This window comes from Leadbettera azotonutricia ZAS-9, from assembly GCF_000214355.1.
In the GTDB taxonomy this organism is placed as follows: domain Bacteria; phylum Spirochaetota; class Spirochaetia; order Treponematales; family Breznakiellaceae; genus Leadbettera; species Leadbettera azotonutricia.
The window spans coordinates 1,482,940-1,497,153 of the sequence record NC_015577.1; the positions used below are offsets into that span (position 1 = coordinate 1,482,940).

Below are 14,214 nucleotides of genomic sequence, written 5' to 3' on the forward strand. Positions count from 1 at the left end.
ATTGACATTGTTGTAACCATAATTGAATTAACCTACCTTGCCTGAATTTCAGCAACAGCCTTCATAAAATTATCCATACCCTGTTTTGCGGTTACCTGGCCGATATAAATCTGGTCAAGTACATTGGCAAGTTCAACTTCACTTTCAGTACGGAAGGGATAATCAATCCAGGTAGATCCCTTCATTATGTCGAAGAAAAGCTGAGAATGCGGAACAGCAAGTTTGGAAGTGAGCATAAGGGGTGCTGACGATACTCTACCTGGAATACCCCTGTGGGTGGCGCCGACAATTTCACCAAGTTTTTCCGAGCTGGTATAGGTTTTTAAAAAATCCCAAGCGATGTCAGGGTATTTTGTCTTGGAAGAAATGGCGAAGGAACCGCCCTCAGTTACTCGTTTGCCGTTTTTACCTAGGAAAGGATAATCCATAACATCAAGTTTGATATCGGGCATATCGGTTCTAATTTTCATTACCCACTCAGGGTTAACACTGTACATAGCAACACGCTTGGACATAAAAAGTGACTCAGCAGCTGTTCCTCTGTCCCAACGAGGCTGTGTACCATTGACAAGGGCTAAATCAGCAAGCCATTGGATTGTATTTACTGCATCAGATTTATTGAGAGCAATATTCCCGCTGGAATCCAGGGGATTAACACCGGCAGCACAGAGCAAATCGTACATTACCCAGCCGTCAACATAAAAATAGGAAGCATAATGGCTTGAGTTGGTAAGTTTTTTGCTTATCTGGACAAATTCCTCCATGCTGTAACCTTCCGGACGGTATTCGACACCCATTTCTTCAAAAATATCCAGATTACAGAGCAGTAAATTGGTAGATAGATCGTAGGGGAAGCAATATACACCGCCATTAACGGTGTATGCTTCCATCATGCCAGGCCAGAAATCTGCTAAATTAAAATTTTCTTTCTTTATATAGGGTGAAAAGTCATATAGGGCACCATTTCGGATAAAGAAATTGGAATACATACTGACCATTCCGATAATATCCGCCTGTGCATCTGCAGCTATCTGGGAATTCAATTTAGTCCAATATTCGCCCCAAGGTGTACTTTCTGCAATTATAGTTACATTCGGATGAAGAGCCATGTATTCATCAATGCCCTTCTGCCATGCAGGCATATCGGCAGCGCCAAACCAGAACGAAAGCCTAAGGTTAACCTTTTCATCCCCTGCCGCAGCAGCTTTTGATTTTCCTTCACAAGCAAGCAATACCATAGCCACAATGAAGGTCAAAACCAGCAAAAAAATTTTCCGTCCCTTTTTCATGAATTCCTCCTGAATAAAGTTTTACTAGAGTCATTCTATCATGGTAGCGAACGTTTGTCAAACAAAAAAACAAATAAAAAGGTAAGTTTATTTGAAATGATAGTATATCTATATTTATAAAATAAATATTTATATATCTAAATAATTTAATACCAATTTCAGTAATAAATCATCAGAAAACAGAATTTGAAGTGTTTTCTATAATTATTGCTGGGTAGGCAATTACCATCCAATCAAATCCCATTCATTTATTGCATTTATGTCTGAAGATCGGCGTATGATCAAATTTGAATCCAATTTGTTGGAATGGGGGTAAGAGCCACCAGAACTGGTTTCCATGATAATCCGCGCCGCCATACGGCCCATCAAAAAAGTGGGGACATTTATGGTCGATAATGCAGGATCGATAAGTGTCGAGATGCTCAAGTTATCAAACCCTACTATAGCGCAATCCTTGGGGATGTTTTTCCCATTGGCCCGTAATGCTTTTATTGCCCCTATGGCCATCTGATCATTAGCGGAAAATATGGCGGTAAAATCCCTTCGAATATCAAGTAATTTTCTTGTCGCTAAATATCCGCTTGCTGCGGTAAAATCACCTTGCTGAATTAATTCCGGGTCTATTGGTATGCCATTTTCAATCAATGCATGCTTATAGCCTTCCAATCGCTCAAATGAATGCTGCATGTGGCTGTTTCCCAATATATGGGCTATTTTTTTGTGCCCCAGATCAATTAAATGCTGTGTTGCTTTCTGGGCGCTGGTAAAATTATCCAAATAAATAGTATAAAACTTTTCAGATTCCAGTTTTCGTTCCAATATCAATACGGGAATGTTTTTGCTTATGAATTCTTTTTCCAGCCATGAATAATAATTGCTTTCCAAATCAGAAGGGCAGATAGAATCTACTATGACACCGGTTAAAAATTGTTTGTGCAGTGTTTTAAGGAGCATTTGTTCTTTTTCAAAACTATAATTTGAATTAAAAAACAAAAGATAATTTTTATCCTTTGAGATGGTATCCTCGATCCCGGTAAGAACATTGGAAAAAAAAGAACTGGTAATAATGGGCAGTACAACCGCTATTGTTTTTTGACTAGACCTCTTTTTTTCTGTAAAAATATATCCTAAATCTTTTGCAGCCGCATATACTTGCTTTCGGACATCATCGCTTACATATTTATCGCTGTTGCTTAAGACTGCGGAAACTGTGGATAATGCTACTTTTGCATGCCTTGCAACATCGCGCATTCCCGGCATTTCATCTCTCCTTTATGCTAATTATCATAAGCTGAATACACTGACAGACAGCAGCATCAGGAGCCAAGTTTCCCGAATACTAGAAATCCTCCAGCGGCTCATCCCTGTCCATGATCTCGGGGATAACGTAAACCAGGGTGCCGGTTTTGCGCACCCGAAGCTCCGCTATGCCCTTGGAGACCAGGGCATCGAGATCATTTTTTGCGCTGTCAACGGAAATATCTGCTGCCAGGGCAACTTCGCTTACCGTGAGTATGCCTCTGTTTTCCTTGGCCAGCTTGAGGATGATGCGTTCGAGGCTTTCTTTTTCGCCGGGTTTGCCGTGAACCACTCTGGCTTCGCCGTCTTCAACTACCCGCCAGTTGGACCCGCTCGTTTCGCGGCGCTGCCCCCGGCTGAAAATGGCATTCCGTATGTTGGCTTCCCGCACCTGGCTGCCCAGGGTGAAGAAATCGTATATTGAGCCGACCATGCCCAGGCCGCCGGTAAACATCCAGAGGAGGCCTGTGGGGATCTTCCCCAGGTAAAAGCGGTGGAAGCCTAAAGCCCCAAAGCCCGAGAGCAGCCATAACAGGTATGCAATTCCCACACTGTACATAGCCTAATACTAATTGAAATTCATGATTCTTCCTAGAGGTTTTCTGTTATTAATTTGCCGTTTTCCTTGTCCAGTTTGACCCGTACTTTTTTGAGGGGTTCTGTGACAAAGAGGGCTATTTGGCAGATTTCTATGAGGGTGCCGGCGGCTATCTCGCCTGATACTTCTACTGTTGCATTGTCGTAGGTGTTGAGATGCCCCATGAGCTCTGTGACCACGGCGGAAGCCTTTTGCTGTTCTGCTTCGAGGCGGCGGCGGAGTTCTTCCATTTTGGCTTTCTTTGGTTCGTCGGCAGCCGGGTCTTCCATCATGGTTTTGAGGCGGCCGAGTTTGGCGGCCACTATCCGCAGTATGTTGTTGTTCTTTTCTTTTTCCTGCTGGACCGTAAAGTCTATGCCGCAGTGTATGTGGGTGGATTTGCCGGATTTTTTGCCTATGTTTCCGGTTCGGACGCCTTTGACAGCGTAAATTTCGCCCCCCAGTATGGCGCCTTTGTCCCCCATTTCAACATTTTCAAGGGTAAAGACATTGGAGTTGATAATATCCGTGTCTACTGTGACTGTCTTTCGGCAGGCTACTCGGCAATTCTCTATGAATTTTGTCTTAAGGACGCCTCCGACTTTTACCAGGGCCCTGCCCCGGCCTATAATGCCCCCGGCCACAGAAAGGTCTGTCTTGGTGATGGCATCGGTAACATCGAAGGTCTGCTTTATGCTGACTGAGCCGCCTGAATAAATCTTGAAGCCGTCGGAAACCGGCCCTTCTATGACCACATCGCCGGGGAAAACGATGTTCCCGGTTTTGTAGCCCACAGGCCCCTTGATGACCAGGAAATTCTGGACGCTCACCATGCCCTTCGTCTCTATGAGCTGGCCGTTGATGTTGGAAAGCATGAACCTGCCCTCCATGCGGGTGTTGTCGCCCCCGCTGACGCCTTCGGGCCTCACAACCCCGTGGGGTATGGAGCCGCCGTGGACATTCATGCCGTCCTTGCCGGGCTTTCGGGATTTCTGCTTTGCCAGGGCCTGATCTTTCTTTACGATGATAAAGGGGGATTGCTCCCGATAGTCCACTTTGCCCCTTGCGTCGGGTTCGGCGCTTTTTCCCAGCAGGGGGTTGAGCTGTATGTATTCAAGAACTTCGTTGGCCGGCGGATCGCCTGAGGCTATGACCACATCCTTGATGATTTTCCGCTCCTTGGTACAGCGCATGGCTGCCTCGTTGATGGCCTCGCGCTGCACGCCGTATACGATATTGAGCCTTTGAAGGAGCGAATCTATGTACCCCGGAGTAAAGGGGGCGCCGCCGCTCATGGCCGGTACAAAATCCCCCTTGGCTTCAAGGTCGTTTTCCATGAAAATCACGGAGATATGGGCATCGTTGGGGTTTTCAGGTACCAGGGTGGCTGTATTCATAGTTTTCTTCTATAAATATCGGCTATTATAAGCTAAAAGGCAAACAAGGGCTGCTGAAAATTTCTTGATCTATTGAATGATTTATCCAGATACTGTATGTTTATGCATGAATAAGGAATAAATATTCGTGAAAGAAAGGCTGGCACGTCTTAAGGCGGTCCGAAAGTTAATAAAAACCTATCGTATAGAGTCCCAGGAGACCCTTTTAGGGTATTTGCAAAAGGAAGGCTTCTTAGTAACCCAGGCCACCCTCTCCAGGGATCTCAAGCTCCTCAAAGTGGGCAAAATCTCCGATGGCCATAACAACTATGTTTATTCCCTTCCCGGGGACGACGAGCGCCAGGAGACCGAGCGTACCTACATCCACGACTTTCTGCGGGGCTATATTTCCATTGAATGGTCGAGTAATCTGGTAGTGATCAAAACCTATTCGGGCCACTCCGATTCTGTAGCCCTGGCAGTTGACAACCTGGGCCTTGATGACGTGCTGGGCACCTTCTCGGGCAGGGACAATGCAGTTTTGGTAGTTTTGAGGGAAGGCTTTTCCGGCGAGGACTTCATGAACCGCATGAAGGAGAGCATCCCGGAGCTGGAGGATTAGATCTTGCAGGATTGCAGGCGATTCATTACTGGAATCACTGACGATTCCTTGCTGGAGCCACTGACGATTCCTTACTGGAATCGCGGATGATTCCTTGCTGGAAATACTTTAGGTATAGGAGATATTATGCAGTTCAACGATTTTGACAAGGCCGGAGCTTTTGGCAGGCTTAAGGCCCTCGCAGGAAGTTACAGGAAGTTTGATTTTAACGCGGCTCTTAATCCTGAACGGGTAAAGAAGTACTCTGTTCCGCTGGCTGCGGGGCTTGTGTATAATTATGCGGCTAAGGCGGTGGACGACAAAGTCCTGGCGGAACTGAAAACGCTGGCGGAACAGCAGGAAGCCATCGTCAAGTACAAGGCTTTGCTGGATGGCGAAGTGATCAACACCGGCGAAAAGCGGAAGGTGCTGCACCAGCTCCTCCGGGGGCAGCTGGGCAAGGCAGTGGTTCACGAGGGCAAGGACATAGGCGAATTCTACCGTAATGAACTTGAACGCTTCAGCGCTTTTGCGGACAAGGTAAGGGCGGGGGAGCTCAGACCGTCCGCTGCCAAGGCTTATACAGCGGTAGCGCAGATCGGCATAGGCGGCTCTGATTTGGGGCCCCGGGCTATGGCCCTGGCACTTGAGAACTGGGCTGCAGCAGCCGGCAAGAAAAGGCTCAGGGCCGAGTTTATCTCCAATGTGGACCCTGACGATGCGTCGAAGGTTGCCTCGGCCCTTCCCCTGGACGAGACCCTCTTTGTGCTTGTTTCCAAAAGCGGCACTACCCAGGAGACCTTGGCCAACGAACTTTTCATCAAGGACAAGCTCAGGAAGGCGGGCCTCGACCCTGCAAAGCACATGGTAGCAGTCACGAGCGAGACCAGCCCTCTTGCCCATAACCAAAGCTATCTGGATTCTTTCTATATTGACGATTTTATCGGCGGCCGTTATTCTTCCACTTCCGGGGTTGGAGGGGTGATACTTTCCCTGGCCTTTGGGAGCGAGGTGTTCAAGGAATTTTTGCAGGGCGCCCACGAGGCTGACAAGGCAGCCCTGGAAAGCGATCCGCTCAAGAACGCGGCGCTGCTCGACGCCCTCATCGGGGTATGGGAAAGGAATTTTTTGGAATACCCCTATACCGCGGTGCTTCCCTATAGCCAGGGCCTTTCACGCTTCCCTGCCCACCTTCAGCAGCTGGACATGGAGTCCAACGGCAAGAGGGTGAACCGGGACGGCGCGGCTGTTTCTTACTCAACAGGGCCTGTGGTGTTCGGCGAGCCCGGCACCAACGGCCAGCATTCCTTCTACCAGCTTTTGCATCAGGGCACTGATATTGTGCCTCTCCAGTTTGTGGGCTTCCTCGAAAGCCAGAAGGGGGATGATGTTGAGGTAGATGGATCCTCAAGCCAGACAAAGCTCAAGGGCAATCTTGCAGCCCAGATCACCGCATTTGCAAAAGGCAAGCAGGACAGCAACGGCAACAAAGAATTCTTAGGGGGACGGCCTTCGAGCCTTATTTACGGGAAGGCCCTTACGCCCGCAACCCTCGGCGCGCTCCTTGCCCATTTTGAAAACAAAATCATGTTCCAGGGCTTTATCTGGAACCTCAACAGCTTTGATCAGGAAGGGGTGCAGCTTGGCAAGGTGCTGGCAAAGAAGATACTTTCAAAAACAGGCGGCAGCACTGGCGATCCGGTGCTCGATGCGTATGGTTCCCTCCTGGGTGTATAAGGAATTTATATGAAGCAAAAGGAAGCAATACTTGCGGATAGCGGGTGGAAAGAAAGGAGCATCAAGGAATTCTCCGGCTCCCCTTCACAGCGCATAGGCTCTGACTGGATGCTGATTACTGCAGGGGATGTGTCGAAGGATAAAAGCAGCTGGAATACCATGACCGCCTCGTGGGGCGGCCTTGGGGTATTATGGGGCAGGGATGTGGCTTTCATGTTTATAAGGCCCTCGCGTCAGACCTATCATCTTGCCAATGCGTCCAGTTTATTCACCCTCTCTTTTTTTGACGAATCCTGCCGTACAGCCCTGGACCTCTGCGGCGTAAAATCGGGCAGGGATATCGACAAGGCTTCTGAAGCAGGGCTGACGCCAATTGTGTTCGGCTCAGGCACTGCCGCAGGGGCTGTTGGTTTTAAGGAAGCAAAAGAAATTATTGTCTGCCGCAAGCTTTACACCCACGACTTTGATCCGTCGAAGTTTCTTGATCCTGTTTCCATAGAGAAGGCCTATAACGGCCAAGATTATCACCGTATGTTCATCGGGGAGATTATCAGTTTTCAATGCCATTGACTTACAAGCCCGCAGTTACGATACTTAGGGTGTTTATGAAACAATTTATATATAAGGAGAATTGAATGAAAAGAGCGAATCGGTTTTTAGTGCTGGCCATGGTATTGGTTTTGGCCATTGCACTTGTCGGCTGCAAGAAGTCAAATTCCAACGCTGCAAGCGGACAGGTAGAATTGAAGGTATTGAATTACTTCGATATGACCTCGGCCAATGCTTCAGGCGAAGTAGCCCAGGTTTGGGAAGCCTTTGAAAAGGCAAATCCCGATATCAAGGTTATACGGGAAGATCTGTTCAACGAACCCTTCCATAACAAGGTCGAGGCTTATGCGGCTGCAGGGCAGCTTCCTGACGTAATTTATGCCTGGCCGTCGGGAAGGTCCACCACCCTTCATACCCAGCATCTTTTGAAGGATCTGAAATCCCTGATAGCCAAAGACGGACTGGCGGCGAATACTCTGCCCGGCGCTCTTGATCCTAATGCCCAGGGCGCAGGTTACCTGGCAATACTTCCCAGGGCCATCACCTCAAGCCATGCCTTCTATATTAACAACGAAGTACTCAAAGCAGCGGGCCTTACCCCTGCCAAGACCTATTCAGAACTCAAGGCACAGGTTCCGGTACTTAAGGCCCAGGGTTATGAGACTGTTATCATGGCGAATCAGGACGATTGGGTTATGCAGTCATGTTTCTTCTCCCTCGTTGCCGGCCGTTTCGGCGGAGCGGGCTGGGAGCAAAAGATCCTTTCAGGCCAGGCAAAATTCACAGATCCCGATTTTGTGAATGCCTTAACCTTCATCAAGACCCTCTATGATGACGGGGTAATTTCCCGCGCATCATTGACCACAGACTACGGCAGCGGTATCGGACAGTTTGCTACCAATAAAGGCGCTTATTATATCGACGGCGACTGGCGCATCGGCGCTTTCATCACCGATTCTTCTACCGGTCAGGCCCTCATTGATCCTGCCCGGCAGGCCAATTTCCAGGTCACTGTGTTTCCCGATATCGAAGGCGCCAAGCTTAATAAGTCATCCTCCGGTATTCTGGGCACAGGCTGGGGCATTAACGCCAATATCCCCGCAGATTCTGCAAAAGAAGATGCCGCATGGCGTCTTGTTAAGTGGCTCTCGGGTAAGGAAATCCAGACTTGGCTGCTCCAAACCGGCGGTATTGCCACTCCCACCAGAACCGACATTAATGCTTCCTCCCTTAAACTGGAACCCCTCCAGATCCAGGGAAGCCAGCTAGGCGGACAGTACACTACCACTACTGTGGTAATCGACGGCGTCTTTGCCGGCGAAGTCTATACCCCCATCAACGAAGGCCTCCAGGCTATCGGGCTTGGAAGCCAGACCCCCCAGCAGGTTGCCCAGGCTGCCCAGCGCGCTTTTGATGCGTGGAAAGCAAAGCAATAACGCGGTATAAATAAATTGAAGAGGCTGTAGTCACTACAGCCTCTTTTAATTTTAAGGGGGTGATCATGACGGATTTGACTTCTAAAAGGGAACAGAGTTTATCGTATCTGATCCTGGTTATTCCGGCAGTCGCAATCTATTTTGCGGTTGTTGCCTTTCCGACAGCCTTTTCCGTTGCCTTAAGCCTTACCAATTACAACGGCGGTAAAGTTTTCGGGAACCCCAAGGTTCATTTTGCAGGTGTCAAAAGCTACATCGAAATCTTTACCAATCCCAATGGGTATTTCTATATTGCCCTGAAGAACAATATGTACATTGTTCTGATGTCGGTCTTCGGGCAGATTCCCCTGGGCTTCATCCTGGCCTATATACTTTCGCGCAAGATGATTAAAGGGACGGATTTTTTCCAGACCATGGTTTATCTTCCCAACGTTATTTCCCCTGTCATTATAGGCATACTGTTCAAGAGTTTTTATCTCAATTCAAACAGCGTCTATATGGAAATTGTAAGGATTTTTAATCCTGCCGCAGAATTTACTTTGAACAACCACCCCATGATCCCTGTATTGATAGTAATGCTGTGGATGTATACCGGAATGTACGTGATTATCTTCCTGGCGAATATTCAGCGCATTGATGTCTCCATTATCGAAGCTGCCCGGATAGACGGCGCAAAAGAAACCCAAATCTTCTCCCGTATCATACTGCCGGCCCTTTCCGGCGTAATTGTAACCAGCGCAATCCTGGCAATTTCGGGTTCTTTAAAATCCTTCGACTTGATTTATGTAATGACCAACGGGGGGCCTGCGAACCAGACAAGCGTGCTTTCCCTCTTTATGTATATGATGGCCTTCAGGGGCGCTCCCAATTATCCCCTTGCCAACGCCATTTCCACCGTCATGGTGATCATCAGCTTTATTCTGATAGGCGTCACCAAATCGGTAGAAAAGAAATTCGGCGGAAAGGAGTAGGCCATGTCAAAAATAAAGCAAGGTTCGCCGGCGGGCAAAATCGTTGTTTATGTTGTCATGGGGATTTTTACGTTTCTGGCTATTTATCCCCTCCTTTGGCTTTTTATTCAATCCTTTAAAACAACCCAGGAATATTTGACTTCCAGCAAGCTGGCCCTTCCCAAGCTGTGGTTCTTTGGCAACTATCCCTATGCATGGAATATGGGAAAATTCGGGATACTCCTTGTTAACAGCATCATCTACACGGTGGTGACAGTTATTGCGGTAGTTGTTCTGGGCTTTATGGCAGGTTTTGCTTTTGCGAAAATCAAAAACAAGTTAACGCCCCTGCTCCACGGCATTTTTATAGTAGGAATACTTTTAACCCTCCAGTCCATTATGGTACCTCTTTTTCTCATGGTAACAAGGGTAGGGCTATACGATACCAGGCTCGGGGTGCTTATCCCCTATATAGGCCTGGGGCTTCCCATGGGTGTTTATCTTGGAACCGAATTTATAAAGGGCATACCCGATGCCTTGATAGAGTCGGCGCGCATAGACGGGGCTAAATTCCTGACAATCTTTTTCAGGATTATTTTTCCCATGACCGCGCCTGTGGCTATGACCGTGGGTATACTTACCTTCACAGGTACCTGGAACGAATTTATGCTTATCAATATTCTGACTTCAAGCGATACGATTAAGTCCATTCCTGTAGGCATAGGCCGCTTCTCGGGAGCTTTGGCATCCGACTACGGCAAGCAGTTTTCGGCCCTCGTTATAGGCGTGGTGCCTATGCTGATCTTCTACCTGACGTTCCGCAAGCAGATCACCAAAGGTGTCGCGGCAGGGGCAGTGAAAGGTTAAGCGGGTAAATTACCCGGTCAGCTTACCCCTTGCACAGTGCTTCCGCAAAGCGCACAACGGTACGGAAATTCTGGGGTGTAAGGCGGAGGTGGCTGTCGCTGGGGCTGTTGAGGCTGCGCCAGGTTTCCGGGATGAGGCGCCTGTAATGCAGTTCCTGTTCTTCCTGGCTGATAAGGGCCTCCGCAAACTGGGGGTTCCTGCGCAGTGTTGATACTAAATTGGCACATTCTTCCGATGGCAGCATGGTAATGGTTTGGGCCGCAACACCGGCGCGGAAAAATCCTGCATCATCCGAAAAGGGCGTAGGGGCAAGGAGTACTTTGCCCATCCGGAGATCCCGTGCGGTGACCAGTGCCTTTTCGCGCAATTCCTGAATGGAAGCGCGTATTTTTTCTTTAGCCTGATTGCCTTCGCCCTTGAGCATCAATTCAACAGTATTGGAAATGATCAGCGTGTCTCCTGTGCCGCAGGCGTCGAAACTGTAGATCCAGGCGTTTTCCATTCCTGCATCCCTGAAGCCCGAGGCAAGGGTATAGGCGCCCTGATCCTGGATGGTTTCGCCTGGTTTCAGCTCTTCTTTATCGGAAAATATGATGAGCCAATTATTGGCCTTTGCTTTCATGAGCTTCATGGCAGTCTCGATGAGGATAAAAACACTGGCGCTGTTGTCGTTGGCGCCGGGGCTACCCGGTGTCCTGTCGTAATGGGCCACCAGAATAGTGAGGCGCCGCCTTAGGAATTCTTCTTCAGGCGGAGGGGGGGCTACAAAGAAGTGCCTGTTTCCGGAAATCGTCGCTATTTTATATTCCAGCCCTGCTTCTTCCAGAATCGACTGCAAAAGCGCGAAGCGATCCGCCTCGAGGGCAATGAATTTTTTGAAATGCCCCCAGGGGATGCCCATGTATGCATCGCTCATGTGCGTTTCCTAAAGAACCTGCCCAGAGCTTTGCCCAGAAAACGGTGAAAGGGGCTCTTGTCCTTGCCATAGCGGACGGCAAAGTCCCTGGCTGCGTCAGCGACGGAATAATGGACCCCGTTCTTCTTTTTAAGAAAGTCCCAGTGTTTCACTATCCACACATAGAGATCGCTGGGGCTGCGGCCCGGGAAATTATTGCAGATCCTGTGTTCGTTGATGATTTTGATAATGGGGCTGTAGACTTCCCTGTACCATGAAATCAGGGCTTCTTCCATGGCAATCTCGCCGGATACTTTTTCATTGAGAAAGTATTTATGCACCAGTATGTGGTTGTAAATTTCATCATAGCGGCCGGGCATGGTAAAGCTGAGGTCAGTATCCCCGGTCAATTCGCCGTATTTGGTTTTTTCGTAGAAGAGCTTTTTTTCATAATCGATGACAGCGCCGCGAAGATCGTCGGTAGTCATGTTGGGGGTAATGGCGATTTCCGAAGAGAGGCTTATTACCTCGGCATCGATTTCTTCCACCCCCTGGGCGCGGGCCACGGAAACCCTGTGGTTGCCGTCCCTCACAAAATAAGCGCCCCCGATTTCGTATAGTTCGATAGCCGGGAGGGGCACGTCCCTAATCTGGGCACGGTCCACCCGCTCCCAGCGTGCCCGGAGGAATTCGGAACGGGGCAGGAAGTATTTGTTGAAATCCCTATAGCGGCCTTCGCTTCCCACAATGAGCTTAATGGGAACCTGCTGCATGCCCCGGTAAAATTCATTTTTGGGTTTCAGTATGTCTTTCACATCATAAAAAGACAGGAGTTCGTCTTTCTCGGCATTCAGAAAATTCTGTATCCGCGAAAGCAGGGCCTTATTCCTGGCCCGGTTAAAATCTTCCGCCGCCTGGGAGTAATCGGGGTTTCCGCCTACTCTTTTTTCATCACTCATGTTTCTCTCCTGTATCAATGAGATAATGGCTATAGGCGTTTATCACAAGGGTGTCGTGGTATTTTGTTGTCCTTACTTCGGACAAATCGTAAAGGTGGATATGGCCGTGGATAAGGTAGCGGGGTTTGAATTTCCTCATGAACCAGAGGAAGGATTTAAAACCCCGGTGGCATTTATCCTCTTTGTCGTGTATCCCTTGCGGGCTCGCATGGGTCAAAAGTATGTCGAGATAGCGGCCCCTGAATATCCTGTTGAAAACGAGGGCAGGGATTAGCTTGATTATTTCCATCTTCATCTGGAAATCGGTGAACTGGTTTTCGGCCCTATTGTAGCGCATGGAACCGCCAAGACCGGCAATGATAAGGCCCTCTTCGCGTTTCGCTTTTCCATGTATGTGTATGGCGCCCGATCCTTTGGGGGCGTGATCGTCCTCTATTCCTGTGTAACTGGTTTGGCCCTCCTGGTAATATGAATAATCTTCCAGATGATGGTTCCCAAAAACAAAGAGCAGGGGTTTGTTGAGGCTTGAAACAATGAAATCAAGATAATCCATGGGAAGATCCCCGGCGCTCAGTACCAGATCCACATCGGCAAAACGCTGCCTGATTGTATTGGTATACACCAAAGGATCGATCTGATCCGAGACGCAGAGTATCTTCATGCTTTTCCGGGTTTGGTTTCTTCCTGCCTGTACTGCTGGTACTGGGTCAGCTTTTCGCCCACATCCCGGAAGCTTCTTTTTTTGGCATAGATTTTGTCATACTGCGCCAGGGCCAGGGTATAATCCTTTTTCTTTTCATAGCACATGCCCAGGAAGTAGCGGGCATAAAGGCTGTCCGGGCTTGCTTCGTCTTCGATAGCCTTGACCGCCCTTTCAAGTTCGGGTACGGCCTTGTCTATCATCTTGAGGGACATATAGCAGCTTCCGCTTTCCACAAGGGAGCGGAGTTTGTATTCCTGATCCCGTGAAGATTTTTCAAAGCAGGGGAGTGCGCCTGCATAATCCTTGGCATCCTTAAAAACTTTCCCCATATAGAAATGGATTTTTGGATTATTGGGATCGAGTTTGAGGGCTGCTTCCAAAGTGGCGTCGGCTTCCTTGGTTTTTTTGCCCTGCACAAGTATCATGCCGAGTTCAAGATAGGGCCTGGCGTCTTTTGGGTTAATGGAGATGGCCTTCTTCAAATATTGCTCCGCCAGGTCGGCCCTGTTCCTTTCGTTGAAGAGCATCCCCGCCTGGTAATAGTATTCGGGGTTTTCGGGCTGTTTTTTGATGAGAAGCACATACTCCTTGAGGGCTTCTTCCTTTTCGTTGTACTGGATGTAAAGCTTGGCAATGGTCTGGCGGAATTCAGTCTCAGGGATATTTTTGCCCTCTATGCCGAGGCGGCTTACGCTTTTGAATTCCCTTAAAGCCTGCTCCCCCCTGTTGTCCGCAAGGTAAGATCTTCCCAGGTTATAGTGGGCTTCAACATCTTTGGGATCTTTTTCGACTGCTGCCTTGCCGGCCTTGATGGCCTGGAGGATTTTGTTTTTGTTGAGGAGCCCTGCGGCAGCCTGGGCCCGCCTGGGCAGCAAAATGTTCTTTGTTAAGAAGAATGCAAGGAAACCAACCCCCACGACGAGAATTATAATGATCGCAACTGTAAGGTTCATGATCTCCCCAATCCTTTGTGATA

The 14,214-nt window shown here is 48.6% G+C and carries 14 protein-coding genes; 6 read left to right on the plus strand and 8 right to left on the minus strand.

Going from position 1 to position 14,214, the window contains the following annotated elements:
- Nucleotides 1–32: 32 nt before the first annotated feature.
- From TREAZ_RS06375 to TREAZ_RS06390, 4 genes are all read right to left on the minus strand, one after another.
- Nucleotides 33–1,289 (minus strand): ABC transporter substrate-binding protein, encoded by a 1,257-nt coding sequence (locus TREAZ_RS06375; protein ID WP_015711004.1) that lies wholly within the window; start codon nt 1,287–1,289, stop codon nt 33–35.
- Between the two features lie 222 nt (nt 1,290–1,511).
- Nucleotides 1,512–2,549 carry a LacI family DNA-binding transcriptional regulator gene (locus TREAZ_RS06380; protein ID WP_015711005.1) on the minus strand — a complete coding sequence of 346 codons (1,038 nt, stop codon included), beginning with the start codon at nt 2,547–2,549 and terminating at the stop codon, nt 1,512–1,514.
- A gap of 79 nt (nt 2,550–2,628) precedes the next feature.
- The gene (locus TREAZ_RS06385; protein ID WP_015711006.1) at nt 2,629–3,147 is read right to left on the minus strand and encodes a TM2 domain-containing protein; all 519 of its coding nucleotides are present in this window, start codon (nt 3,145–3,147) and stop codon (nt 2,629–2,631) included.
- Between the two features lie 32 nt (nt 3,148–3,179).
- Nucleotides 3,180–4,562: a flagellar assembly protein A gene (locus TREAZ_RS06390; protein WP_015711007.1), complete on the minus strand. Its 1,383-nt coding sequence runs from the start codon at nt 4,560–4,562 to the stop codon at nt 3,180–3,182.
- A 127-nt stretch (nt 4,563–4,689) separates the two neighbouring features.
- On the opposite strand from TREAZ_RS06390, the gene TREAZ_RS06395 reads away from it, so the two are divergent.
- The 6 genes from TREAZ_RS06395 (at nt 4,690) to TREAZ_RS06420 (ending at nt 10,681) form a co-directional block, all read left to right on the plus strand.
- Nucleotides 4,690–5,163 carry an arginine repressor gene (locus tag TREAZ_RS06395; protein WP_015711009.1) on the plus strand — a complete coding sequence of 158 codons (474 nt, stop codon included), beginning with the start codon at nt 4,690–4,692 and terminating at the stop codon, nt 5,161–5,163.
- 126 nt (nt 5,164–5,289) lie between these two features.
- Complete coding sequence (locus tag TREAZ_RS06400; protein ID WP_015711010.1) at nt 5,290–6,879, plus strand: glucose-6-phosphate isomerase; 1,590 nt, start codon at nt 5,290–5,292, stop codon at nt 6,877–6,879.
- A 9-nt stretch (nt 6,880–6,888) separates the two neighbouring features.
- Entirely contained in the window at nt 6,889–7,449 is a 561-nt protein-coding gene (locus TREAZ_RS06405) for a flavin reductase (RefSeq protein WP_015711011.1), read from the plus strand.
- A 65-nt stretch (nt 7,450–7,514) separates the two neighbouring features.
- A complete protein-coding gene (locus TREAZ_RS06410; RefSeq protein WP_015711012.1) occupies nt 7,515–8,864 on the plus strand; it encodes an ABC transporter substrate-binding protein in 1,350 nt (449 codons plus the stop codon).
- A 65-nt stretch (nt 8,865–8,929) separates the two neighbouring features.
- Entirely contained in the window at nt 8,930–9,835 is a 906-nt protein-coding gene (locus tag TREAZ_RS06415; protein WP_015711013.1) for a carbohydrate ABC transporter permease, read from the plus strand.
- A gap of 3 nt (nt 9,836–9,838) precedes the next feature.
- The gene (locus tag TREAZ_RS06420; protein WP_015711014.1) at nt 9,839–10,681 is read left to right on the plus strand and encodes a carbohydrate ABC transporter permease; all 843 of its coding nucleotides are present in this window, start codon (nt 9,839–9,841) and stop codon (nt 10,679–10,681) included.
- A gap of 22 nt (nt 10,682–10,703) precedes the next feature.
- Here the strand turns inward: TREAZ_RS06420 and TREAZ_RS06425 are convergent, their stop codons facing one another.
- Genes TREAZ_RS06425 through TREAZ_RS06440 form a run of 4 tightly spaced genes read right to left on the minus strand, consistent with a single transcriptional unit; the run spans nt 10,704 to nt 14,191 of the window.
- Nucleotides 10,704–11,597, minus strand: a complete 894-nt coding sequence (locus TREAZ_RS06425) for a M28 family peptidase (protein ID WP_015711015.1) — start codon at nt 11,595–11,597, stop codon at nt 10,704–10,706.
- A complete protein-coding gene (locus TREAZ_RS06430; protein ID WP_015711016.1) occupies nt 11,594–12,535 on the minus strand; it encodes a transcriptional regulator in 942 nt (313 codons plus the stop codon). The genes TREAZ_RS06425 and TREAZ_RS06430 overlap by 4 nt, the downstream gene beginning before the upstream one ends.
- A complete protein-coding gene (locus TREAZ_RS06435) occupies nt 12,528–13,196 on the minus strand; it encodes a metallophosphoesterase (RefSeq protein ID WP_015711017.1) in 669 nt (222 codons plus the stop codon). Before TREAZ_RS06435 ends, TREAZ_RS06430 begins: the two co-directional genes overlap by 8 nt.
- Nucleotides 13,193–14,191, minus strand: coding sequence for a tetratricopeptide repeat protein (locus tag TREAZ_RS06440; protein WP_015711018.1), 999 nt, complete (start codon nt 14,189–14,191; stop codon nt 13,193–13,195). The genes TREAZ_RS06435 and TREAZ_RS06440 overlap by 4 nt, the downstream gene beginning before the upstream one ends.
- Nucleotides 14,192–14,214: the final 23 nt, after the last annotated feature.

Bases quoted from the DNA above. Each gene is read 5' to 3' on its own strand.
- TREAZ_RS06415 (WP_015711013.1), top strand. From the start codon at position 8,930: ATGACGGATTTGACTTCTAAAAGGGAACAGAGTTTATCGTATCTGATC.
- TREAZ_RS06390 (WP_015711007.1), bottom strand. From the start codon at position 4,562: ATGAATACAGCCACCCTGGTACCTGAAAACCCCAACGATGCCCATATC.
- TREAZ_RS06405 (WP_015711011.1), top strand. From the start codon at position 6,889: ATGAAGCAAAAGGAAGCAATACTTGCGGATAGCGGGTGGAAAGAAAGG.
- TREAZ_RS06385 (WP_015711006.1), bottom strand. From the start codon at position 3,147: ATGTACAGTGTGGGAATTGCATACCTGTTATGGCTGCTCTCGGGCTTT.
- TREAZ_RS06410 (WP_015711012.1), top strand. From the start codon at position 7,515: ATGAAAAGAGCGAATCGGTTTTTAGTGCTGGCCATGGTATTGGTTTTG.
- TREAZ_RS06380 (WP_015711005.1), bottom strand. From the start codon at position 2,549: ATGCCGGGAATGCGCGATGTTGCAAGGCATGCAAAAGTAGCATTATCC.
- TREAZ_RS06435 (WP_015711017.1), bottom strand. From the start codon at position 13,196: ATGAAGATACTCTGCGTCTCGGATCAGATCGATCCTTTGGTGTATACC.
- TREAZ_RS06425 (WP_015711015.1), bottom strand. From the start codon at position 11,597: ATGAGCGATGCATACATGGGCATCCCCTGGGGGCATTTCAAAAAATTC.
- TREAZ_RS06375 (WP_015711004.1), bottom strand. From the start codon at position 1,289: ATGAAAAAGGGACGGAAAATTTTTTTGCTGGTTTTGACCTTCATTGTG.
- TREAZ_RS06430 (WP_015711016.1), bottom strand. From the start codon at position 12,535: ATGAGTGATGAAAAAAGAGTAGGCGGAAACCCCGATTACTCCCAGGCG.
- TREAZ_RS06440 (WP_015711018.1), bottom strand. From the start codon at position 14,191: ATGAACCTTACAGTTGCGATCATTATAATTCTCGTCGTGGGGGTTGGT.
- TREAZ_RS06400 (WP_015711010.1), top strand. From the start codon at position 5,290: ATGCAGTTCAACGATTTTGACAAGGCCGGAGCTTTTGGCAGGCTTAAG.
- TREAZ_RS06420 (WP_015711014.1), top strand. From the start codon at position 9,839: ATGTCAAAAATAAAGCAAGGTTCGCCGGCGGGCAAAATCGTTGTTTAT.